The 22,419-nt window shown below is 34.8% G+C and carries 28 protein-coding genes and 1 pseudogene; 9 read left to right on the forward strand and 20 right to left on the reverse strand.

Annotated elements, in window-relative coordinates:
• The first annotated feature begins 26 nt into the window (after positions 1–26).
• The gene (locus tag ACGHJ8_RS11225) at positions 27–278 is read left to right on the forward strand and encodes a CHAP domain-containing protein (RefSeq protein ID WP_390540430.1); all 252 of its coding nucleotides are present in this window, start codon (positions 27–29) and stop codon (positions 276–278) included.
• On the opposite strand, the gene ACGHJ8_RS11230 is transcribed toward ACGHJ8_RS11225, so the two are convergent.
• The 6 genes from ACGHJ8_RS11230 to ACGHJ8_RS11255 form a co-directional block, all read right to left on the reverse strand.
• The gene (locus ACGHJ8_RS11230; RefSeq protein WP_390540432.1) at positions 279–2,540 is read right to left on the reverse strand and encodes a putative Ig domain-containing protein; all 2,262 of its coding nucleotides are present in this window, start codon (positions 2,538–2,540) and stop codon (positions 279–281) included.
• On the reverse strand, positions 2,537–3,109 hold the full coding sequence (locus tag ACGHJ8_RS11235) for a TetR/AcrR family transcriptional regulator (RefSeq protein ID WP_249191376.1): 573 nt from the start codon (positions 3,107–3,109) through the stop codon (positions 2,537–2,539). Before ACGHJ8_RS11235 ends, ACGHJ8_RS11230 begins: the two co-directional genes overlap by 4 nt.
• Before the next feature lie 321 nt (positions 3,110–3,430).
• Positions 3,431–3,679 carry a DapH/DapD/GlmU-related protein gene (locus ACGHJ8_RS11240; protein ID WP_390540434.1) on the reverse strand — a complete coding sequence of 83 codons (249 nt, stop codon included), beginning with the start codon at positions 3,677–3,679 and terminating at the stop codon, positions 3,431–3,433.
• 286 nt (positions 3,680–3,965) lie between these two features.
• A complete protein-coding gene (locus ACGHJ8_RS11245) occupies positions 3,966–4,136 on the reverse strand; it encodes a hypothetical protein (protein ID WP_022356063.1) in 171 nt (56 codons plus the stop codon).
• A gap of 129 nt (positions 4,137–4,265) precedes the next feature.
• On the reverse strand, positions 4,266–4,679 hold the full coding sequence (locus ACGHJ8_RS11250) for a DUF3788 domain-containing protein (RefSeq protein ID WP_070087530.1): 414 nt from the start codon (positions 4,677–4,679) through the stop codon (positions 4,266–4,268).
• A gap of 130 nt (positions 4,680–4,809) precedes the next feature.
• Positions 4,810–5,469 (reverse strand): helix-turn-helix domain-containing protein, encoded by a 660-nt coding sequence (locus ACGHJ8_RS11255; protein WP_390540437.1) that lies wholly within the window; start codon positions 5,467–5,469, stop codon positions 4,810–4,812.
• 346 nt (positions 5,470–5,815) lie between these two features.
• Here ACGHJ8_RS11255 and ACGHJ8_RS11260 point away from each other — a divergent pair, with 346 nt between their 5' ends.
• The 6 genes from ACGHJ8_RS11260 to ACGHJ8_RS11285 all read left to right on the forward strand — a co-directional run bounded on the left by ACGHJ8_RS11260 (position 5,816) and on the right by ACGHJ8_RS11285 (position 9,931).
• Positions 5,816–6,052 carry a hypothetical protein gene (locus ACGHJ8_RS11260; RefSeq protein WP_032090815.1) on the forward strand — a complete coding sequence of 79 codons (237 nt, stop codon included), beginning with the start codon at positions 5,816–5,818 and terminating at the stop codon, positions 6,050–6,052.
• Between the two features lie 2 nt (positions 6,053–6,054).
• Complete coding sequence (locus tag ACGHJ8_RS11265) at positions 6,055–7,011, forward strand: AAA family ATPase (protein WP_390540439.1); 957 nt, start codon at positions 6,055–6,057, stop codon at positions 7,009–7,011.
• A gap of 139 nt (positions 7,012–7,150) precedes the next feature.
• Positions 7,151–8,278, forward strand: a complete 1,128-nt coding sequence (locus tag ACGHJ8_RS11270) for a plasmid recombination protein (RefSeq protein WP_390540441.1) — start codon at positions 7,151–7,153, stop codon at positions 8,276–8,278.
• Complete coding sequence (locus tag ACGHJ8_RS11275) at positions 8,253–8,633, forward strand: TnpV protein (RefSeq protein ID WP_270525691.1); 381 nt, start codon at positions 8,253–8,255, stop codon at positions 8,631–8,633. Before ACGHJ8_RS11270 ends, ACGHJ8_RS11275 begins: the two co-directional genes overlap by 26 nt.
• A complete protein-coding gene (locus ACGHJ8_RS11280) occupies positions 8,605–9,717 on the forward strand; it encodes a site-specific integrase (RefSeq protein ID WP_285959822.1) in 1,113 nt (370 codons plus the stop codon). Before ACGHJ8_RS11275 ends, ACGHJ8_RS11280 begins: the two co-directional genes overlap by 29 nt.
• Positions 9,695–9,931 (forward strand): hypothetical protein, encoded by a 237-nt coding sequence (locus ACGHJ8_RS11285; protein ID WP_390540444.1) that lies wholly within the window; start codon positions 9,695–9,697, stop codon positions 9,929–9,931. Before ACGHJ8_RS11280 ends, ACGHJ8_RS11285 begins: the two co-directional genes overlap by 23 nt.
• 238 nt (positions 9,932–10,169) lie before the next feature.
• Here the strand turns inward: ACGHJ8_RS11285 and rpsI are convergent, their stop codons facing one another.
• The 11 genes from rpsI to ACGHJ8_RS11340 form a co-directional block, all read right to left on the reverse strand.
• The gene (gene rpsI, locus ACGHJ8_RS11290; RefSeq protein ID WP_390540446.1) at positions 10,170–10,562 is read right to left on the reverse strand and encodes a 30S ribosomal protein S9; all 393 of its coding nucleotides are present in this window, start codon (positions 10,560–10,562) and stop codon (positions 10,170–10,172) included.
• A gap of 15 nt (positions 10,563–10,577) precedes the next feature.
• Positions 10,578–11,015, reverse strand: a complete 438-nt coding sequence (rplM, locus tag ACGHJ8_RS11295; RefSeq protein ID WP_211963204.1) for a 50S ribosomal protein L13 — start codon at positions 11,013–11,015, stop codon at positions 10,578–10,580.
• 166 nt (positions 11,016–11,181) lie between these two features.
• The gene (locus tag ACGHJ8_RS11300) at positions 11,182–11,529 is read right to left on the reverse strand and encodes a hypothetical protein (RefSeq protein WP_390540448.1); all 348 of its coding nucleotides are present in this window, start codon (positions 11,527–11,529) and stop codon (positions 11,182–11,184) included.
• A gap of 319 nt (positions 11,530–11,848) precedes the next feature.
• Positions 11,849–13,039, reverse strand: coding sequence for a site-specific integrase (locus ACGHJ8_RS11305; protein WP_025489609.1), 1,191 nt, complete (start codon positions 13,037–13,039; stop codon positions 11,849–11,851).
• A 77-nt stretch (positions 13,040–13,116) separates the two neighbouring features.
• Positions 13,117–13,320: an excisionase gene (locus ACGHJ8_RS11310; protein WP_002347229.1), complete on the reverse strand. Its 204-nt coding sequence runs from the start codon at positions 13,318–13,320 to the stop codon at positions 13,117–13,119.
• A gap of 314 nt (positions 13,321–13,634) precedes the next feature.
• Positions 13,635–13,868: a helix-turn-helix domain-containing protein gene (locus ACGHJ8_RS11315; protein WP_003431885.1), complete on the reverse strand. Its 234-nt coding sequence runs from the start codon at positions 13,866–13,868 to the stop codon at positions 13,635–13,637.
• Entirely contained in the window at positions 13,853–14,293 is a 441-nt protein-coding gene (locus ACGHJ8_RS11320; RefSeq protein WP_003431889.1) for an RNA polymerase sigma factor, read from the reverse strand. The genes ACGHJ8_RS11315 and ACGHJ8_RS11320 overlap by 16 nt, the downstream gene beginning before the upstream one ends.
• A gap of 274 nt (positions 14,294–14,567) precedes the next feature.
• Entirely contained in the window at positions 14,568–15,203 is a 636-nt protein-coding gene (locus ACGHJ8_RS11325; RefSeq protein WP_003431891.1) for an ABC transporter ATP-binding protein, read from the reverse strand.
• A 13-nt stretch (positions 15,204–15,216) separates the two neighbouring features.
• Positions 15,217–16,662, reverse strand: coding sequence for an ABC transporter permease (locus ACGHJ8_RS11330; protein WP_077710200.1), 1,446 nt, complete (start codon positions 16,660–16,662; stop codon positions 15,217–15,219).
• Between the two features lie 3 nt (positions 16,663–16,665).
• Positions 16,666–17,889 (reverse strand): ABC transporter permease, encoded by a 1,224-nt coding sequence (locus tag ACGHJ8_RS11335; protein WP_025489608.1) that lies wholly within the window; start codon positions 17,887–17,889, stop codon positions 16,666–16,668.
• Between the two features lie 11 nt (positions 17,890–17,900).
• Positions 17,901–18,395, reverse strand: a complete 495-nt coding sequence (locus tag ACGHJ8_RS11340; protein ID WP_025489607.1) for a hypothetical protein — start codon at positions 18,393–18,395, stop codon at positions 17,901–17,903.
• 162 nt (positions 18,396–18,557) lie between these two features.
• Between ACGHJ8_RS11340 and ACGHJ8_RS11345 the strand changes: the two genes are divergently transcribed.
• Both ACGHJ8_RS11345 and ACGHJ8_RS11350 read left to right on the forward strand, forming a co-directional pair.
• Entirely contained in the window at positions 18,558–19,244 is a 687-nt protein-coding gene (locus ACGHJ8_RS11345; RefSeq protein ID WP_025489606.1) for a response regulator transcription factor, read from the forward strand.
• Positions 19,238–20,530, forward strand: a complete 1,293-nt coding sequence (locus tag ACGHJ8_RS11350) for a cell wall metabolism sensor histidine kinase WalK (protein ID WP_021364213.1) — start codon at positions 19,238–19,240, stop codon at positions 20,528–20,530. The genes ACGHJ8_RS11345 and ACGHJ8_RS11350 overlap by 7 nt, the downstream gene beginning before the upstream one ends.
• A gap of 45 nt (positions 20,531–20,575) precedes the next feature.
• On the opposite strand, the pseudogene ACGHJ8_RS11355 reads toward ACGHJ8_RS11350, so the two are convergent.
• The 3 genes and pseudogenes from ACGHJ8_RS11355 to ACGHJ8_RS11365 all read right to left on the reverse strand — a co-directional run bounded on the left by ACGHJ8_RS11355 (position 20,576) and on the right by ACGHJ8_RS11365 (position 22,361).
• A pseudogene (locus ACGHJ8_RS11355) lies at positions 20,576–20,800 on the reverse strand (hypothetical protein).
• Between the two features lie 45 nt (positions 20,801–20,845).
• The gene (locus tag ACGHJ8_RS11360; protein WP_009905043.1) at positions 20,846–21,541 is read right to left on the reverse strand and encodes a hypothetical protein; all 696 of its coding nucleotides are present in this window, start codon (positions 21,539–21,541) and stop codon (positions 20,846–20,848) included.
• Between the two features lie 49 nt (positions 21,542–21,590).
• Positions 21,591–22,361, reverse strand: a complete 771-nt coding sequence (locus ACGHJ8_RS11365; RefSeq protein WP_242998071.1) for a primase C-terminal domain-containing protein — start codon at positions 22,359–22,361, stop codon at positions 21,591–21,593.
• Positions 22,362–22,419 lie beyond the last annotated feature (58 nt).

Below are 22,419 nucleotides of genomic sequence, written 5' to 3' on the forward strand. Positions count from 1 at the left end.
ATGGATGGAAATGCGCAAAACAACTTGTGAATGCTCATCCAGATAAATTCAAAATTTCTAGTACTCCAGCAGTAGGAGCCATCTTTTCTCGCATTGGACGAAATCATGTTGGTATCGTTATCGGATGGGATGGTACTAATATAACCATTCAAGAAGGAAACTTAGATGGAAAGACTAATTCATTTGCAGAAGCAAAAAAAGACTGGCATACAGTTACCTATACGCTCAGTCAATTTGTTTCTATCTGTCATGGCGTTGAATTCGCCATTCCAATTTAATTAACGATTATATTTCTTATATCTTCTTAGTACTAGAAGTGAAGCACTGGATGCGATCGCAAGCATTGCCCACAAATACAAGTTAGTTTGCTCACCTGTTTCTGGAACTGTAGTTGTTTCTTTAACTTTAACAGTAAAGTAAGCTTCTATAGTTCCATTATTAAATTCTAGGCAAATCTGATGCTTTCCTGCTGATAAAGTATCTAAGAAAGAGGATTTTAAAGTAAGGATCGTACTTCCAGATTTGATATCATAATCTGTATCCTTTAATTCTTTTCCATCTACAAGAACTTTCTTGAATTCATTGATATCTGTATCAACTTTAAAAGTTAATCCATCTTTGCTTCCTTTTGTCCATTCTTGATTAGCACCACTGATTAACTTAGAAAGTTTCGCAATAATCGTATCTTCTAAAGTAATTTCATGTTCTGCTTTTTCATCGCTGAAATATTTATCGCATACTTCACAATACCAGTATTCAACATTTCCAGTTCCATCTACTGTTGGATCTTTTGCTTCAATCTTTATGAGATTATGACCAGTTGCTGGAATCACAGTTTTGTCAAAACTGATTTCATTCTTAAATTCTGTATCACTAAAATACTTTTTACATACATTGCAGTACCAATATTCTATATTACCATCTTCAGTACATGTTGGATCTTTTCTTTCCACTTTAACAGCATTATGTTTTACATTGAACTTCACATTTACTTTTGTAGAAACAGATTTTCCACTATTTGTACCAGTGATTACAATATCTTCATCATAGCTACCAGCTAAAAGACCAGTCTTAGGCTGCACTGTAAATACTGCAGTTTCTCCAACATTCAATTCTGTCTTAGATAGAGTTCCTACTTCAAATGATTCGCTAGAAACTGGCTGATCTAATGTGATTAGTTGGTTTCCATCATTGGTAATCGTAATAGTCTTAACTTCTGGTGTATAACCTTCTATTGCATCCGCAAAACTGATATTGCCACTATTTTGGATACTATATATTGGATCTACAACAGAGATTGAAAAAGATTTACCATCACTTCCTACATCATTGCTTGCAGTTACTGTAAAGATATATTCACCTGGAGCACTAGGTTTTCCAATAATTTTACCATCTTTTGTTAAACTCAATCCAGTAGGTAAAGAACCTTGTGTAACGCTCCATTCGATTGGTTCAGAACCATCAGCTGTAAGAGAAGCAGAATATTCTTCATTTACTTTTCCTTCAGGTAAAGATTCGGTTGTGATAGATGGAGCAGAAACAACTTTTCCACCATTTTCACCTGTCAAAACACCACCATTCTCAACAACGATTGTACCATTATTAGTTAAATGATTATTACTGTTCAGAGAAGATCCACTAGGAATTCTCAAAGTTTCATCCTGGTTAATAGTAATGCTTTCATCCAAAATCACATCGCCGTACACGGTGCCGCTCTTGCCGTCAAAGACGATACCGCCGTTGCCGTCACTACCTGCACTAACCTGAACTTCACTTGCTTGTGAAGCAATCAATATTTTACTGTCTCTGGTATCCACCACTGCGTTGCCGCTGACGGTCAGGCTGGAAGTACCGCTATCACTGGGGTTAGTCCATCGATAGTAAATTCCTATACCACCACTGCCACCGGCGGTCAGTTTTCCATTATTCACCACAGCCACAGCTTTGAACCCATCACCAGCGTGTAAATCAATTCCGTAATAATACGCAGCTAAAGTCTTAACATCAGCACCGTCTATGTTAAGGTTCACATTCTTTGAACCAATAAGCGAAATTCCTGAATCGTTCTTATCCACATTGACTTCTAAGCTGCCAGGACCTGAGATAGACAAGGAGGCATCGCCAGCCTTGGACAACACACGAATTCCTCCGGTTCCCGTTATGTTACTCGTTCCTTGGGATACTACTATTGTGAGAGAAACATCAGCAGACTGACTAAAAGCGATCACACTACCGGGATATGTGAAACCTCCTCCAACAGTCACATCTTGATAGTTAACAATATTCGCCTCATTCAGCGTAAGGGTGAAGGTGGCGGCGTCATAGGAAAACTGACCGTTGGCAGGTTCTGTACCGTAAACCTTTGTCCAAGTTCCATTTTGGTTTTCATAGCAGCCGCTTTCTGTGATTTGCTGACCGCCTACGTAGAGTTCAATTCCGTCTGCCGCCATCACAGCAACTGTCGTACTTGGTACAAGTCCTACTACTAATAGGATTGCTGTAAAAATGGATACTGCTTTGCTCCATATTCGTTTCTTCATTTTCTCTCCTCCTTTTTATCTTTTATGTATGCTTTTAAAGACGAACGTATCGCATTTAACTGAAGATTTAAATATTCTTCATCTTCAAATAAAGCATAATGTACACATGCTCTAACAAAGATATAGGTCATTCCTTGGATATAATCGACGGGCATGTCCAGTTTCTTGGAAAGTTGCTCGGCATATTCTTTATAACGTACATTGACGCCTTTAAAGAATTCTTTTCCTTGTTCTCGATATTTAGGACTAGAATAGACCTGATACATGAATCGATATTTCTTTCCATGAAGTTTTGCTGTAAGATGTGGCATTTCATTTAAGAAACGTTCGATATCTTCAAAACTCGTAGGAGCTTTTGCCATGAAATCTTCTTCTACCTTGGCCATACAATAAGCAGTAGCTTGAATGATCAAATTATCTTTTGAACCAAAATGATAGATCAACCCACCATTTGTGATACCACTAGCTTCAGATAATTTCAACATACCTGTATTTTCTAATCCGTATTCACAAAATGTATCAAAACAAGCTTCTAATATCTTCGATATATCTGCTCCTTTTCTACCCAAAATATGCACCTCCTTTTTTATAACTGACCATTTATTTAATTCTATCTTAATTATATCAAACTTCGTTTAACAGTAGAAGTATTATTTTATGTTCGATTAAATATTTTATTTTTACATAGATAAAGCCTAAGATAAAGCGAATAAAAAAGACCGGCATACAGTTCCCTATACGCTCAGTCAATTCGCTTCTATCTATTATCCTATTGAATTTACTAAATTTATCACCAAAATATATTAAATAATTTTAATTATACAATCCTTCGAATAAGATGTGTAAAATATATATCATCATTAATATTATATAAAACTCAATGTATATTCCTATTTTTTCTTTATTCTTGCAGGATTTCCAATTGCTATGGAATCATTAGGAATATCCTTTGTTACTACACTTCCTGCCCCTATGACTGCATTGTCTCCAATTGTAACCCCAGGCAAAATAGTACAATTTCCGCCAATCCAAACATTTTTACCAATTGTTACTGGTTTACCAAATTCAACATCCAATAATCGTTCATTTGAATCTAACGAATGGCAAGACGTATATATATGTGTATTTGGGCCAATCATAGTATGTTCTCCAATTCTAACAGGACATACATCTAAAATAACGCAACCATAATTAAACATTACCGAAATAAAAAAAAGAAAAACCCCATAAAATGGGGATTTTCTAAAGTTTTCCTCAAACAATTTACTAACGTTTTGAGAACTCCGAAGCCTTATAAAATAAAGGTTTTTAAGCCTTTTTGTCGCTTACTTGTTGCATTGCCAAAACATCTCAAAACAACATTAAACATATCTAGATGTTATGAACCATGTCAAATTAGGATTTATTTGTTTAACTAACTGGAACTTATTCCTCTTTAGAGTCGTCGATTACTTTTCCAATTCGGTCACCAATCATAAAACCTAAAAATCCTATAATTGAACACCAAACGCTTCCAGTAAAGTAAATAGCTACTCCGGTTCCTATTGCACCTACAAGGCTCCCTATCACAGAACAGATTCCTTCTGCTTTTTTCATATACAATCTCCTCTACAAATTCCAATTTATCTAAGTAAATTATCTCATGTGAAGTATTTTATTACAAGATAATTTAACTTTTACTCTACAAATTAGGATTTGTATTTATTCATTTACGAAAAAAAATCATCACTTCTTGTTTGGTTTTCTTTTTATTCCCAGCAGTTTAACAAAATCATCAAATAAGGCTGTATCTGTTGGCTCAAACATTAACCATTTTCCGTCGTGATAGGTTTTAGTTTCATCATAAATTTTCTGCACTTCTTTTGAATAACTATTTCTATCTGTATCAAATTTTAATTGTTCATCTTTCCCCAAGATAATCATAAATCCTACACAGTTTTCCCTTGCGTACAATGCACAAAGCGTTTTTCCGCCACGACGATATTTATACTCATAAGTCCACGCTTTACCACCTTTGTTCCATAAACATTCCATGTCATACTTTTCATCAATTAAAGCACAAAGTTTATTCCATATATCATATAATGATTGTCCGATTAAAGCAGTCATTTCTTCTGCATTAGGTATTTTATCCAGCATATTCGTTTCTCCTTTATAACTTTCAATTTATTAATTTCTATATTCATATTATATCAATATAAAATTAGTCATTCAATGAAATCCATAGCTTGTCTTTCTCCCTGAATGCCTTTCACTTTTACATATGTATTCATTTATTTTTCATATTTACTTTTTTGCAAAGTGCACCTGTATTTGGCTCAAATAAAACAATAATCAAATCTGTTGGCAATCTATATATTTTTAAGTTTTCTAACATATCAAAAGCATTAATATCATGATAATCATTAATATCAAATAATACCTCTACTCTTCTAAATGACTCTTCATTTTGAGCAACGATAGTCATAATAGTAGCCAATATATCATATGCACCCTCAACCGTTAAATCATCAGCATCTGATCCTACAAATTCACTGAATTCAATAATGATTGATGTGTTCTTTGGCTCTCTTCTCTTAGAAATCTTTCCAGAGAATAAAATTGATTCTGTTCTATATTGCAATTCAATTGGTATCTCGTCTAAATTCCATCCATTAATATATTTATATGATAAGTAGCGACATGACAAATATCCTTGCTCATCTTCTTCATAATCATCTTCCCCAAAAATAATTGCTGAAGCAATAGCAACTGGAAACTTATCTAGATAGTCTGATAATTTGTCTAGCACTGCTTTACTAGGAAATTTTGTTGATCCATTCTCAATCATCTTGATAGCTTGAGAACTAATTCCTAATATATCAGCCATCTCAGATTGTGTTAATAATTTTTCTTTGCGCAACTTTTTCATATATTCTGCAAAGTACATATTTTTCACCTCTTCGTATATATGTCCTTTCATATTTACTATTATAAACGAAATTGATAACTTAATAAACATAAAAGTAAATTATTTTTATATCTAAGGGTTGCATTTAGTTTCTGTGAGTAGTATATTATAGCTAGATAATTAATAGCTATTATAAATTAGCGTTTAATTATCCTATGGAGGTGATTTCTGTTAACACAAAATAAAAGGCTCATTAGATAGAGTTTGGCGACACATCTAATGAACCACTATGTAACGTGAAAGAACAGTTTATATAATGTCCTTTCTTGTACATTATAACAAACTTTCTTTCACATTGTAATACTCTTGAAGGAGGAATGTGAATATGAAAGAAGAAAATAGAGTATTTATTGAAACTCCTGCATTCACAGGAAGAAATGTACCCATTATGGAGCTATCCAAAGCAATTGGAAAAGATGCACAATTTATCCGTATTGGATTACAAAAAGGTATTTTAACATTCGGTTATGCTTTAAAGAAAGATAATTCAAGCGAATTTAATTACTATTGTCCTGATAAAAAAGTATGGGAAGAAACAGGCTATTTTAAAGGCGGTATTTAAAAATGGCTGAATTAGAAATTGTTCGCTTATCTGAAATTCAGAGCAAAGAAGTAGAATGGCTATGGTATCCCTATATACCTTCCGGAAAGTTGACAATTATCCAAGGTGATCCGGGATGTGGAAAAACGATGCTTATTCTTTATCTAGCTAGTTTGTTATCTAGTGGCTCTCCACTTCCATCAGAGGATTCTAGCGTAAAGCGTGAACCCTGTACAGTTATCTATCAGACATCGGAAGATGGTTATGATGACACAATTAAGCCAAGATTGGAAAGATTTACAAAAGCTGATTTAAATCGCATTGTTTTCATTAAAGAAGATAAATGCTCACTAACAATGTTAGATGAGAGAATCGAACAAGCCATCATTCAAGAAAATGCAAAACTATTTGTTCTTGATCCAATTCAAGCCTATATAGGACATAATATTGACATGAATCGTGCTAATGAAATTCGTCCTCTTCTAAAAAAATTAGGAGATATTGCTCAAAAACATAATGTTGCGATTGTACTTATCGGACATATGAATAAGGCAAAAGGTGGAAAGTCATCTTATCGTGGTTTAGGTAGTATTGATATTCCAGCGGCAGCTCGTAGTGTTTTAATTTGTGGTGAATTAAAAAATGAAGAAGGTGTACGAGCAGTGGTACAGGATAAATCAAGTTTAGCACAACGAGGAAAACCATTCGCCTTTAAACTGAATGATGATGGATTTCATTGGTTAGGTGAATATGATATTAGTCCTGAAGAATTATTAGATGGGTTCAAACGAAGAACTGATAAAGACCGTGCAAAAGATTTCATTAACGAAACCTTATCGGAAGGTGCCGTAGAGGCGAATATTATATATAAAAAAGCAACAGAACAAGACCTTTCTAAACGTACACTAGACCAAGCGAAAGCAGAGTTAAATGTCAAATCATTTAAAGAAGGTAAAGTATGGTATTGGAAACTAATTTAACATTGCAAGGTTGCAAGCACTCTAGGGACTTGCAATCTTGCAACCTTCCTTTAAAGAAAAGCCTTTGTTACTTTGCCGAAAGTAACGCAAATGCACTTTTGTCAGAAACAAAAGATGCTTGCGCTCTGCGAGGCTTTTAATGCAGTCTAAAACGATAAGTATAACGCTTGGAAAAGGGAGTATAAGTCATAATGCACGAACTTTTATAGCTGATAATGTTGACCCTAATAGAACTCCACTAAATGTTGAATTCGTTAATCAAGACATCAAACAGGCTTATCATGACTTGTTTGATGAAGCACTTGAAAAGTACAACGCTAAGCAAAAAAGAAGTGATCGAGTCATAAAAGATTATTACGAAAAAATACGTACAGGGAAACAAGAAAAGCTATTTCATGAAATCATAGTACAAATTGGTAATAAAGACACAATGAATGCAACATCAGAAAACGGTCAACTAGCAAAAGAAATACTATCACAATATATGGATGATTTTTTAGAGAGAAATAAGAATCTATATGTATTCTCTGCCCATCTTCATATGGATGAAGAAACACCTCATCTCCATATTGACTTTATACCTTATACGACTGGTAGTAAACGAGGATTAGAAACTCGTGTATCGCTTAAAAAGGCTATGGAAGAACTTGGCTTTATTGGTAAAGGTAAGCAAGAAACAGAATATAATTTGTGGGTAAATGCAGAAAAAGAGCATCTAGCTCAGATTATGCAAACACATGAAATTGAATGGCAAAAACTAGATACTCATAATCAACACCTAAGTGTTTATGATTTCAAAAAGCAAGAACGCATAAAAGAAGTAGAAGAATTAACTAAGCAAGTTGATACTCTTGTTGATAAAATCAACGATTATCAGCAAGACATTCATGATGTTGATCAGCTAACAAGTGAAATCACTGATGACTTATGGAATATTCCTGAACCAAGGCGATTTATGAGTGCTAACAGTTATAAAAAAGATATCATCGAACCTTTTATCAAAAAATTAAAAACAGTCATCAAACGTATAATAAATGATTATTTAAGATTAAGACATGAAGTTAAAGAACTTCGTACAAGAATATTACCACTTAGAATAAAGATCAATGAACAAGATGAGCTGATTGATCGCTTATTAGACGAAAATCGAATCAACTCAACTAAACTAAAAAAACTACAAAGAGTTCTTGGACAAAAAACTTATGAAGAAATATTAAACAAGCCAAAGGAGAAACGTAAAAATGTTAGAGAAAAAGATTATAGATAATGGAATTACTTATCAATTGATTGGAGAAGTTTATTATCCTGTCATGGTTGATGCGGAACTGCCCATCGGAATATATGCAAAAAAACGTATAGAATATTTAACTGAAAACAATTTAGTTTCCTTTGATAAACACTATACAGAATATCAATTTCATTATGAGATGTTTTGTTTAAATTGTTATTGTGAGCAATTATTCCAAAGAAAGTTCTTTGAATATTTGGAACAACATCCTGATGCAAATAGAAAACAAATAACAAAGAAGAAAAAAGAAATTAAAGATGAAATTATTGAGATTTATCTTTTACAACCACAGGAGGTGATTTATAATGGCAAAGAACTTGAAATCACCAAATAGATATGGTGGAGTAACGAAACTAAGTAATGCCTCTCGAAGAAGAAGACCTTATGCAGTACGTATTACTACAGGATATGTGATTAATGAGAAAACAGGAAAATCCACTCAAAAATACGCAATCATTGGTTATGCCAAGACAAGAAATGAAGGACTTCAAATGTTAGCTAAATATCATGAACATCCTTTTAATATAGAAACCGGTGATATGACATTCAGAGAAGTATACGAAAATTGGTCTGAAGATAAATATGAAAATGCTTCTCAATCCACAATAAATGGATATAGAGCAGCATATAATGCTTGCTCTAAAATTTATGAAAGAAAGTTCAGAGAATTAAAGACATTTGACTTACAGGATATTATTGATAATTGTGATAAAAATTATCCAACATTACGAAAGATTAAAATCCTATTTAATCAATTATATGCATACGCAATGAAACTAGATTTATGTGGAAAAGATTATTCTAAATATGTAGATATTGCAAAATTCAGTGATAAAAATCCTGATAAATATGATAGAAAGCCATATACCAAAGAACAAATAGATATTTTATGGGATTTAAGAGAAGATAAATATTATCAAATCATTCTTATTCTAATCTACACAGGTTTGCGTATTGATGAATTATTATCATTGGAAAAAGAAAATGTTCATCTAAATGACCGATATCTTGATATCATCAAATCTAAAACAGAAAATGGAATTAGAAAAGTACCAATCAGTGATTATATTTATCCGTTTATCAAAAATTGGTATGATTCATCGGAATGTAAGTATCTTTTACATACCGAAGAACAGAAACCATTTAAATATCGAAACTATTATGATAGCTATTTTCTTCCACTAATGGAGAGATTAGGTTTTGATCAAACACCACATTGTTGTAGACATACGTTTATTTCATTACTTGCCGAAGCTAAAGTTTCACCAACATATACTAAAATGATTGCAGGACATAAAGGTGCCATGACAATGACCGAAAAAGTATATACACATATTGATATGCAATATTTAATTGATGCAGTAAACAGCGTGTATTATCCTAAAAATATAAAAAATGAAAAAGCAATTAAAATGTGATACAACTGCTCAATATAAAGCATATCTATGGATTAAAAGGAACTTTGAACTATCAGCAATAACTGTATCATTGTATGATCAGGAAAGTTTGATGATTGCTGACTATAAAAAAGAATACGCAATCATTAATTACAAAAATAATAAAATAACCATCACATATCAGGATGGTACTAAACAAACCGAAAAGTATAAATCACATGAACCATGTCTTTGATGTGGTTCTTTTTATTATTCATTTTTTGATTATAAGATGAGTACAAGAAATAGATTGAATTTATTGTGTCGCATATTGGAGAACTGTGGTGATAATTTTGTATCTTACTTGTCGCTTACGTGTCGCTTACCGTTTTTAATTTATAAATATACAAAAAAACTCAAATCGAGTTTTAGCCGATAAATAAAGGCTTTTGCTGATTTGAGTTTCTTTGAATTGTTTTGAGTATTCCCAAAAATTAACGTTTTGAGAACTGTGGTGCTCTACGAGCTGCTTTAAGTCCGTATTTTTTACGTTCTTTAACTCTTGCATCACGAGTCAAGAATCCAGCTGCTTTTAATACTGGTCTGTAATCTTCTCCAGCTTCTAATAAAGCTCTTGAAATTCCATGACGGATAGCTCCAGCTTGTCCACTGTAACCTCCACCTTTAACATTAACAATCACATCAAACTTACCAGTTGTACCAGTTAATTCAAGTGGTTGGTTGACGATCATTAATAGTACATCTGATGGTAAGTAATCTTTTGCTTCTCTACCATTAATAACAATTTTTCCAGCACCTGGTGTTAAAATAACACGTGCTACTGAAGACTTTCTACGTCCAGTTCCTCTGTATTGTACACTAGCCATTTATTCTCGTCCTCCTTATCCCTTAATTTTTAATTCAACTGGTTGTTGTGCAGCGTGTGGATGTTCACTACCAGCGTATACAAATAATTTCATCCCTTGTTTTCTTCCAAGTGTGTTATGAGGTAACATACCTTTAACAGCTGCTTCTACAAATCCTGTTGGATTTGATTCTTTGAATTGGCGAGCAGTTTTAACTTTTAAACCACCTAACCAACCAGAATGATGATAGTATTTAACTGTATCTAATTTTTTACCAGTCATTACTACTTTGTCTGCATTAACAATAATAACATAATCACCAGTATCTACATGTGGTGTAAATGTTGGTTTATGTTTTCCTCTTAATACAGATGCTACTTCTGATGCTAAACGTCCTAAAGTTAATCCTTCAGCATCAACAACGTACCATTTACGTTCAATTGTGGCTTCTTTAGCCATTGTTGTTTGTCTCATTTTTAATCCTCCTGTAGTTTCCGGGGCTACAAACGTTAAAATAAGGCACCTATTATTATAGCAACATTCCGTTTTTTGTCAATATGAATTTCTTCCTATTCATCGCCTTTTTCTTTTTTTCTTTTTTTTACACAGTAAATCAAAATCATTACGCTTCTCGATAAAATTAAGGTAAAAGTTCAGAAAGTGTAAGTATGTAATATTCGTGATCATCTGTTATTATCACATTCTCATCATCAATAACAATAAAATCCAAAATTTCATCAAGTCCCTTATAATCTATATCGGCATACTTTTTCTTTTGAAAATCAATCACAACTATACTTTCCAAATCATGATTTTCAAAAAATACATAGCGATTATGAGAAATTTGATAATTATAAGAAGATAAATCAAAAGGTATACTCATTTCTTCATGAGTATACATGTCTTTTAAAATTGTTTTCTGATCCTTAAATTCAACAAAGAAAGTAGAAGCAGATGGATACATTCCCTGTTCCTCTAAAATACTCACATTATTTGTCTTTAAATCAATGACACATGATTCATCTTGACTTGTATAACCAACAATAAAATATTCATTAAAGAAAGCATATTCTTCATTATGAAGATATGGGGATAATTGATCTATTCTTGTTTCTTTATGAGTTTTTGTATTAAAAACTTACTAAATTTCTGATTATCTTTTCATAAGTTGGTAAATGCCGATATATCCCGTATTTTAGGGCTTTATCGGTATTTTCTTTTCGGAAGATACCTTGCATAAGCTGGCATTTACCAGCATGAAAATGCAACCAAAAGTAGTAAATGAGTAGTAAATATAAGCTCCGATATTAACAAGCCAGCCTTTCCAGTTCTGCTTTTGCAGATTGAAATGTGCCGTGTGCATAATAGCCAAGTGTCATGGTTATGTTAGCGTGTCCCATGAGATATTGCAGAGTGTTTGGGTTCATTCCTCTGTTTGCCATATTCGTACAATAAGTATGTCTGAATGAATGTGGCGTGATGTTCGGTAACTTGTCCGTGTGATACTTGTTATACTTCTTAATCAGTCCTCGCACCATGCCCTCATAGTTTCCTGCAACTTTAGGCAAGCCCTCACGATTTAGGAATAGGAAATTGCTGTAACCACCTACAATCAGCGGTTGTGCCTTTCCTCTGTTCTTTAGTATTCTTTGGATTGCTTGATAAGCCCGTTCTGTCAATGGAAGTTCCCGTTTTCCGTTTTTGGTCTTTGGTGTTTCAATATAGTAGCCCATTTCGCTATCTTTCAATAACTGGTGGTCTATATTGAGTATTCTGTTCTGCATATCAATATGCGTCGTCAGTCCGCAAAATTCAGAAATACGAAGTCCCGTTTCCAGCAGAAGCACAACCTCATCATAATACTTACTGTAAATCTTGTCCTTTTCCATAAAGGCAAGCAGGTGTTCTTCCTGCTCTGGTGTAAGGATAACTTTCTGTTCGGTATCATCTTCCAGAACATCACTTAACTTAAATTCAAATGGGTTCTTTCTGATACAGTCGTCTTGTATTGCCATGTAAAATGACGCTTTCAAGGAACGTTTATAGTTATCAATCGTTTTATAGGCATATCCTTTTTCGCTCATTCTGATAGCCCATTCTTTAGCGTCCGACTGCTTAACCGTATCAATCGCCCTCATACCTAATGGGTCATTTTTCAAAGCGTTCATAAGATACTGTCGTCCTTTTTCAGTAGCCCTTTTGATGTTCTTTCTTTGACTGTTCTTCTTGTCGTAGAGCTGGCAGACTGTCATTTTACCGCCGACTGTGTCGATACCGTCGTTAAGGTCTTTTTTTATCTGTGCTTCTTTTTCCCTCAACGATATATCATCACGCTTTCCAGCAGGTGTCTTGTCTGTCGGTACAAGTTTCCAAGAATAGATAAATTGTGGCTTTCCGTATATATCGGTATATTTATAAACGTATCTTCCGTCTTTTCGCTGGCTCTCTCCATTACGCAAATTGCGATTTTTACTGTCTTTTCGTTTCACATTAGACATAGTGTAAAGCTCCTTTCCGTCATGGAATGAGCCGTGACACGCTACTAATATTATACCATATCTACGGCTCAATGACATTAGATTTCGTCCAATGTATCTATGATTTTTTCAAATTGTTTTCGCTTAATCTGAATACGATTACCGTTCACGATAACCCAGCCAGCGTCAAGATTTTCTTCGGCTAATTTACGCAATTTCTTTTCGCCAATACGGAAGTATTTAGACGCTTCTTCAATCGTCAGCGTATATTTTTCCCAGATAGGCACATCAGTATTGTTCATAATCTATGCACCCCCTTTACTGTGTGTCATTTTTTTACAAGCAGACAAACGGCTTTGGAAAGCTCCGTTAGTATCTCAACTATTCCCATTCTTGTGGGCAGAACCGCACCATGCGGACGTATCATTATTCTGTGAGGATAGGTCGTGGCAAAACGACTATTCCAACAGTCGCTCTCGGATCACTGCGTGGGTCGCTCGCTTTCTTTTGGAAAGGTCATGGCGTACAGTCCCCGTGGCTTGCTATCTCACAAACGTATCTGTCTGCTTTATTCAGTTGTCAAAGACCAGACGGGCATAATCAATCCCAATATGAATTAGAAGCGTTTAATATCAAAGTTTAAGATTTTACGAATAATCGCTTCTTTGATAAAACCTTTCATTTCCAAATCTACCGCAAGACGTAAGTTGTTGTTATCGTCGTAAAACGGACGCATACAGCACTGATTGATATATGGGTCATAAAATTCCAAGATTTTTGAAATTGCTGTTTCGTCGCCGTCGCAGGCTTTGGAAATAACCGTGAAAGTCGGTGTCAGCTCTTTTGGCATTTTTCTTTTTCCTCCTCAATCAGTTGCTTTAACTTGTCTAGTGCTTGTATTCTGCACTTCGTTACATTCGCTCTGGAACAGTCAAGCATTTTCCCAATGTAAGTGTCCGTGTCGCCAATGAAAAAATACTGTAAAACGATATTACGCTTTCGTTCTTCAATAGCTTTCAATGCACGAGCCAGTTGTTCATCTTCGATTGATACTTTTTCTCCACAGACTTCAAATACCGCAACATAATCCGTAGAATATGTATCTTCTGTACCTATGGAATTTAAGAGGTCGTCCATAATTTCGGCGAATGGCATTTCTTTTTTCTCTGAACGACGTATCGCTCGATAGAAGTCAATCGCTCTATGACGTATAACTGTTTTAATAGCACAATCGAATTGATGACAGGTTTTTTCTTGTAGTTCTGACGGTTTCATTTTCCTCACCTCCTTTCGCTAGTCGAAAAGAGGTGTCTGCCCCTTTTCATATATACCGCGTTGAAAGTGGGGGACAGCGTAACCAAAATCGAAAAAACTTTAAAAAATTTTTTTCTGGCATGAAAAAAGCCCGCACAAAACATATAGTCTGTACGAGCTTTTAAAACTGTGCTATATTCAGTTGTTATAAAAATGCCGTTAGGTTCAAACTGATTGCGTCGAGGTATATCTAAAATATTCCATAATGACAACTCCTTTACGGCACTATTCTAATTTAATCAGACAGAAAAGAAATTGCACCGTTTTTAATTTCTAAGATTTCGTCGGCTTCTTCTGCCAAATGCTTACTGTGTGTAACCACAACAACACATTTTCCTAATTCATGTGCAGTCTTTTTCAGCAAAGCAATGATTTCATCAGCGGTAGTTTCGTCAAGATTTCCCGTCGGTTCGTCTGCCAAAAGTACATGAGCGTCGCTGGCTAATGCTCTTGCAATCGCTACACGCTGTTGCTGTCCGCCAGATAGTTGCAATACATTTCTCTGCCAGTATTCTTTTCCAATGCCGACTTCTTCCAATAATTTTTCAGCATTTCCACTACCACCTAATTTGACATTTTCAACCGTTGTCAAATAATCAATCAGATTATAATTTTGAAATACCAATGAGATATTATGCTTTCTGTGGTAATTCAGCCCTTTTTTTGTAATGTCCTCGCCATTGCAAAGGACAGTCCCTTTTACCGCTGTGTCTAAGCCTGCTAACAACGATAAGAGTGTTGTTTTTCCTGCACCACTCGGACCGACAATAGTATAAAAAATACCCTCCTCGAAAGTAGCAGATACATTATTCAAAATGGTTTTATCTTTTTTTGTTTTGTAAGCATAGCTTACATTCTTTACTTCTAACATTTTCGTCGTCCTCCTAACTCATTTCCGATAAAATATCTTTCGGGTTTCTCTTTAGTATTACAATTCCAGATACCAGAACAGAAGCCGTTATCAACACAAGAACACTTGCTCCGTCCAACAGATACATTTCTGGCGTAACCTCTACGCTGATATTCTGCACGTCCTGCTTTGGTGCAACATATTCTGTGGATACTTTTCCCTCGTTATTTTTTTCTTCTTCCTGCATTTGCTGAACCTGCTGTGATACCAGATAATTTGCAGTTACTTTGGAAACGGCAGGAGCGACAGCAAAGGATAGCATAAGGGAAAGAACAGCAATCATAATCGCTTCACTCCAAATCTGCCCGATAATTCTGAATTTCGGAACACCGAGAGATAAGAAAATGCCGACTTCCTGCACTCGATTTTTCAGCCAGAACAGAAATACTAAAACAAGGATAACAAAACTTGCAACAGAGATTACCAATATCATCATTTCGCTTACTTTTGCTAAATCATTGAAGTTTGAGGACATGGTTTCGGAATTTCCGTTATTGTCAATCAAATCATATTGCTCCCAGTTGATGTCTACTTTTTGCAGATTTTCTTTTACTTCGTCGTAAGCTTCCACATCTTCTACTTTGAAATAGGCTCTTTCATATAATGGACTTGTTTCACCCTCTGCCTTTTCTGGAAATCTCAAATCTGTAAATATTACATTTTCCGAACGGTAAGTATCTCCCTGCATAAGTGGGGACATCTTTTGATCCACTTGATAAATTCCAACAATCTCAGCTTCTGATACCTTTGAATTTTCAGTATCGTGGTAATCATTAAAAGAAATCTTATCGCCGATTTTCAGATTATTTTGATTTGCAAGTTCCTCTGAAATGACACACATATCTTTATCCTCTGGGGTTATCATTCGCCCCTCTTTGATATGCAGGTTTCCAGATAAAACATTTCTGTCAAGTTTCATATCTTTGTTTCCAATTAAGCTTACACCTCCCTCATCTACACTTTGGTCTACATCTTTATCTTCAATTCTTTTGAAATTTACAGGGTTTACAGGAGTTGTTGCTGTTGTAATATTGTAATCAGCAATTCCTTTTGTTTTTGCCAGTTTCTCAATGTCTTTTATATCTAAGCTTTCAAATTCATTTGTTGTCCAGCCTGACCAAGTCTCCACACCATTGATAATCTCTTTTTCCTGATGGTAGCCACCAAAACTACCTTCCTTATCATTACCAATCTTTTCTGAGTATTCACGAACTCGTTTTGTTCGGTACTCTGCATTTCTTTCTAAAAGAAAGCCTGCACCTATGGCTTGTCTGGTTTTGTCCTGCACCTCAATACTGGCATTTTTGCTCGCCACACCTGCAAGAAGCAGGGTACTGATTGCAAAAACAATCAACAATAAGAGAATACTTTTTATGGGCTTTCTGAACACAGAACGCCTTGCCAATCCAAAAAAATTCATGTACTATCCCTCCATTTTCGCTAATATATCTTTTGGGTTTGCTCGTAATATCGGAAGAATGGAACAGCACAATGCCACCAGAATAACTGCACCACCTAAAAGGAACAACATTCCAATATCTTGTATCTGCAACACCACTTTCAGATTTTCTGTTACTGTTTCTGAACCAGTAATGACATTTTGCAAAACGCCCGAGAACAATTTACCAATGGCTGTTGCTCCTAAAACCGAAAGTGTAAATACACTGCCTGCTTCTAATAAAGTTTGCAGGAAAATTTCACTTTTTGTCTTGCCGAGGCTCATAAAGATTGCCACCTCTTTTTGCCTTGTCCGCATCCACATACATAACAGCAGGGAAACAACAACAGTACCAGTTACCAATGTAAGTACCAGCATAAGATTTGCCACCTTACTGATTTGCTCTAATGGAGCAGACATCTGTTGATAAAGGGTATCGGAAGTGCTAAGTTCTACATCATTTCCGAATATTTTTTGCAAGCTGGTTTCCAGCACATCTAATTTTTCTGGTCTTTTTGAATAAACGCAGAGTTTTTCAAATTCAGCTTCTTTGAACAATTCTTTATAAGTGCTGTTGTCAATAAAGACTTGATTTTCTATTCGATTGACTGCGGTAGTTTCTGTTGGCTGGTCTTTTTCCACATTTCCTGCGGACATGAAAATTCCAATAATTTGAACAGATACTTTTGTTCCGTTTTCTGTACTTAATTCAATCGTATCTCCAACTTTTAGCTCATTTTGATTTGCAAGGTTCGCATTGATAACAGCACCTTTTTTCTCATGTTTGATATAATCGCCAGAAGATAAGCGGTACTGCATTTCTGAAAAAGGGCTGTCCTTTTCCAAATCATCATAGGAGAGCAACGCTATTTTCAAATTTTCCTCATTCGTAGAAGTATTGAGCGTAACGGGAGCAAAACTAGCTGGAAATACATCTTGCCTGCCGATACGGTTGATAGCTGAAACATCTTCCAGCGTTTCAATCTTGTTTACTTCATTCTCTGTTATCTTGCTGTCCTTACTTGTAATTTCAGCTACAATCTTAGAATTTGTCTTTTCCTGCATGGCTTGTTTGGACTCATTTGTAGTCCTTAAAATCATGCTTGTACCTAAAATCATACTGTTTACAAGTATCAAAACAATCAACAAAAGAATGGTTTTTCCTTTTTTTCGCTGTAAATAGCGAAAACCAAGTTGATAAAACTTCATACTTCACACCTCTATTCCCAACGGGCTATGACAACCTTTGTTGCATTGAAATGAAGTGTGTCTGCAAATTCTCCATAAAGATATACTTCAGATTGTTTTTTTACATCGGATATAGAACCCGTTGTTACATTTGTAACACCAGACTGTGCATTTACTGTGGCAATGACAAATTCACAATCTGGGTTATAGGTTACAGAAACAGCATTGTCTTTATTTTCCATTCCCGGTGCTTCTATTTTTATCCCAGCTCCACCCTCAATATCTTTTGCTTGATTTACCAAGCAACCATTGTCTGTAAATTCCAAAACACTTCCTCTCAAATTAGCAGACTCTAATATGTCGTTTCCTTTATTTTCTGAAGAACCATTTGTATTTTCTTCATTCGTATTAGAATTGACAATAGGATTAGACGTATCTGGCTTCTCATTTGGACTTGCACCACACCCCGTCAATGCACAGATACATAATCCAACTGCTATGAATTTACTGATGTTTGTTTTTTTCATTTTTGTATTCCACCTTTCTTGTTCGATATGCCCCTATTGTAAAAGCAAACCATTCTAAAAATCCTGTAAAAAAGTAAGAAAATCATCATCATTTTTTAGAGGATTTTTACAGACTTTTCTGTTATACTGTCTATAATTTATATAGAAAAGGATTGATACATTATGAAAATACTTCTTCTGGAAGATGATTTAGAGTTATGTAAAAATATAAAAATTTCTCTGGAAAAAGAAAACTATATGGTTGATTGTTGCAATGACGGGGAAACTGCTATGCTGTATGCCTTAAATACAGACTATGCTTATGACCTCGCCATTGTAGACCGTATGTTACCGATTATTGACGGTTTGACAATCATAAAATCTATGCGTAAAAAAGGAATTTCTATTCCTATCCTTATCATTACTGCCATGAGTACCCTTGACAATCGGGTTGAGGGTTTAGACGGCGGTGCTGATGATTATTTAGTAAAACCATTTCATATCAAAGAATTGCTTGCAAGAGTTCGGGCATTAACAAGACGCCCTGCCAATATCCAGTTATCTTCCAAATTAGAATATGGAGATTTAACTTTCGATAAAGACAGCCGAACCTTATCTACACCCGTCAATTCTCTTTTATTAACTTCAAAAGAAACCGAGTTGACTTTTGTATTTATGCAGAACCCAGAAACACTATTTTCCCGTGAACAGCTAATCCTTAAAATCTGGGGCAGTTCTTCCGAGGTAGAAACTGGCAATGTAGACAGTTACATTTCTTTTCTGCGAAAACGCCTAAAAGAATTAAAAAGTTCCTGTAAAATAACAACGGTCTACGGTGCAGGGTACAAACTGGAGAAAGAAACATGTTAAATAACTTATACCGAAAACTTCATATTCTGTTTGCAAGTTCTGTTATGCTGATTATTACCCTTGTGATTTCCTTTGTCGTTGCGAACACAGTTCATACAGAGAAAATCAACGAAAGCACCTTATTTCAGAGATTGACAACCTTGCTGATTTATCAAGTGGAAAGTGCTTCTTCGGATATGGACAAAGCACTCAAAACCTACGAAGAGAGTTATCATATTTTTTCTTTAATTACTGATACAAGGGGGAATACCATTTATCAGAGTGATTTCCCATTTCCAACTTCTGCGGACAATCTGTTGCATGATGTAGAAAAGCAGATTTCTACACAACCATTATCACAAATAGAAAACAGCACAACTTCACAAGGCGGTTTTCTGGAAATAAGAGGAACACATCACGATACTTATTTTGTTATTCCTGCTACAATTAGGACAGCAAATGATACCGTGTATCATGCAACCTTTCTTTATCAGACAGCCAGTTTGACGGATATTTTACAAAAAACATTGCCTATATATCTTCTTATCTGGTTTTTGGCTTGTATCGTTGTTATCGTGCTGACCCGTTATCTGCTGAAAAAGTCGTTTGCTCCAACGGAACGAATACTGCAAAGCCAAAAAGATTTTGTTGCAACAGCGTCCCATGAATTAAAATCTCCACTTGCTGTTATGATTTCCAACACGGATATGCTTCTTGATAATGTTTCCTTAAACGAGCAGGCAAAGCAAGCCGTACAGACCATAGATTTTGAATGTATGCGGTTATCCCGTTTAGTCAAAGATATGTTGCTTTTGGCTTCTTCCGACGCTAAAACATGGACATTGCATAAAAGCACAATCAATGTAGATACCTTGCTCATTACGTTATATGAAACCTACGAACCCGTCTGCATGAAGCAGAATTTAGAACTAAAACTGCATTTATCCGAGGAAAGTTATCCTGCTATGTTTACCGACAAAGACCGATTATTTCAAATCTTGTGTGTCTTTATGGATAATGCCATTCAACATTCCAAGAATAATTCTTTAATAGAGATAGAAGTAATCGCCACCGAAAAAAATATTGCTTTTTCTGTGGTAGACCACGGGCAAGGCATTTCTGATGAAGATAAGCAGTATATCTTTGACCGATTTTATAGTGGCGACAAGTCCCATACGAACAAATCGAATTTTGGACTGGGACTAAGTATCGCCAAAGAATTAACTCAAATGCTGAACGGTATTATCATTATCAATGATACTGCTGGTGGAGGTGCTACTTTTACTGTTAAATTTCCTCTGAAATAGATTAAGGCTTGCAGATCATACACTATGTATGGAGCAAGCCTTTTTTCAAATCTTTGTCTTTTTGGTAATCTTGTAAATATATTCTTCTGGGGTAGGGCGTTTATTACCAAAATATTTTTTGAAATTTGCCTACACTTCTGGGGCGGTGCTATTCATAGCTTCATCAATCGTCGCTTCAATATCTGCCCGAACATCAGCCAATGATACACCGCCAGCTTTTGCACCAGCTTTCAACGCTTTTTTTATATCTCGCTTTTTTAGTCCTATCATAATAACCTTTCTTATCATAATTGCAAATTTATAAATTCATTAGTATTAAAACTGAAATTCAAATACATTACTAAAATCATTGTTCAAGACATAATAAACTTTATTTTTTTCTGTAGAATATACAAATGAAACCCTAGTTGCCCACAAGTCTTTTTGAGAAACAGATTTTAATACTTTAAATGCGTCATTTACTGAAAAATCTTTATCATATCCTGCCAATAACTCTTTAGCCACTTCGTATCTTGTATCCCCAGAAACAATGTACGGCTTTGTTATATCTGGTTTTAGAATAGAATAATTTGTAATAAGTGAAAAATTTTCTTGTTCATATCTATACCCAATTCCAGGTTCAATAATTAAAACTCGTCCTTTTTTATCAGAAAGCATAGCTTGCATAGTAGCATCTGGTGCATAAATAATTTTTTTCTTTTTAACAATGTCCAAGGCTTTATCAAAAGAAATCTCTGCCTTAATGAATTTTTCTGTTAATTCAGATATTGTAATACAATCCTCGCTTTCTATATACCTTGCATTTTCATTACCATGAACATAAAGAAGTGTTCCTACATTACCATTTTTATTTATCCCATGAAATGAATGATACAGACCGTCAGGCATTTTAATACCAATATAAAATCTATTTTCTTCGGTAATTACAGTATGATCCCATACAGAAAGGTCAATATCAAAATTAAAACCAACAATTTTATCTATACCATTGTAAACAAATCTTGTACACATATAATCACTCCTCAAAATACTATTTCAAATAGTCATTTAACTAATCTAATTAGTATTTTAAAATGTTTTTAAACTCAAACATATTATATTCGCACGTTTCGATTGAATAGCCTGAACTAAAGTAGGCTAAAGAGAGGGTAAACATAACGCTATTGCGCCCTACTAAACCCTTTTCTCCTGAAAATTTCGTTTCGTGCAATAAGAGATTAAACCAGGGTTCATCTACTTGTTTTTTGCCTTCTGTACCGCTTAAAACCGTTAGACTTGAACGAGTAAAGCCCTTATTATCTGTTTGTTTGAAAGACCAATCTTGCCATTCTTTGAAAGAATAACGGTAATTGGGATCAAAAAATTCTACATTGTCCGTTCTTGGTATACGAGCAATCCCAAAATGATTGCACGTTAGATCAACTGGCAAAGACTTTCCAAAATATTCTCGGATATTTTGCGAGATTATTTTGGCTGCTTTGACAGATTTAAATTCTGATTTTGAAGTCACATAGACTGGCGTTTCTAAAACAAAATATGCTTGATAACCTTTATCAGATTTGATAATTAACGTAGGCATAAAACCTAAATCAATAGCTGTTGTTAAAATATCGCTTGCTGAAATAGTTTCTTTTTCCGTGTGAATATCAAAATCAATAAAGAAGGTATTGATTTGTCTTAAATTGTTTTCAGAATGTCCTTTAGTGTATGAACGGTTTTCGTCTGCATACGTACCATAACGATAAACGTTTGGTGTCCAATGCGTAAATGTATCTTGATTTTCGTGAATCGCTTCTTCGGAAGTCAGAACAACGCCACGTCCGCCAATCATGCTTTTTTTTGAGCGATACGCAAAAATAGCCCCTTTACTTTTACCTGGCTTGGTAGTG

Source organism: Massiliimicrobium timonense (assembly GCF_042850985.1).
GTDB lineage: Bacteria > Bacillota_I > Bacilli_A > Erysipelotrichales > Coprobacillaceae > Allocoprobacillus.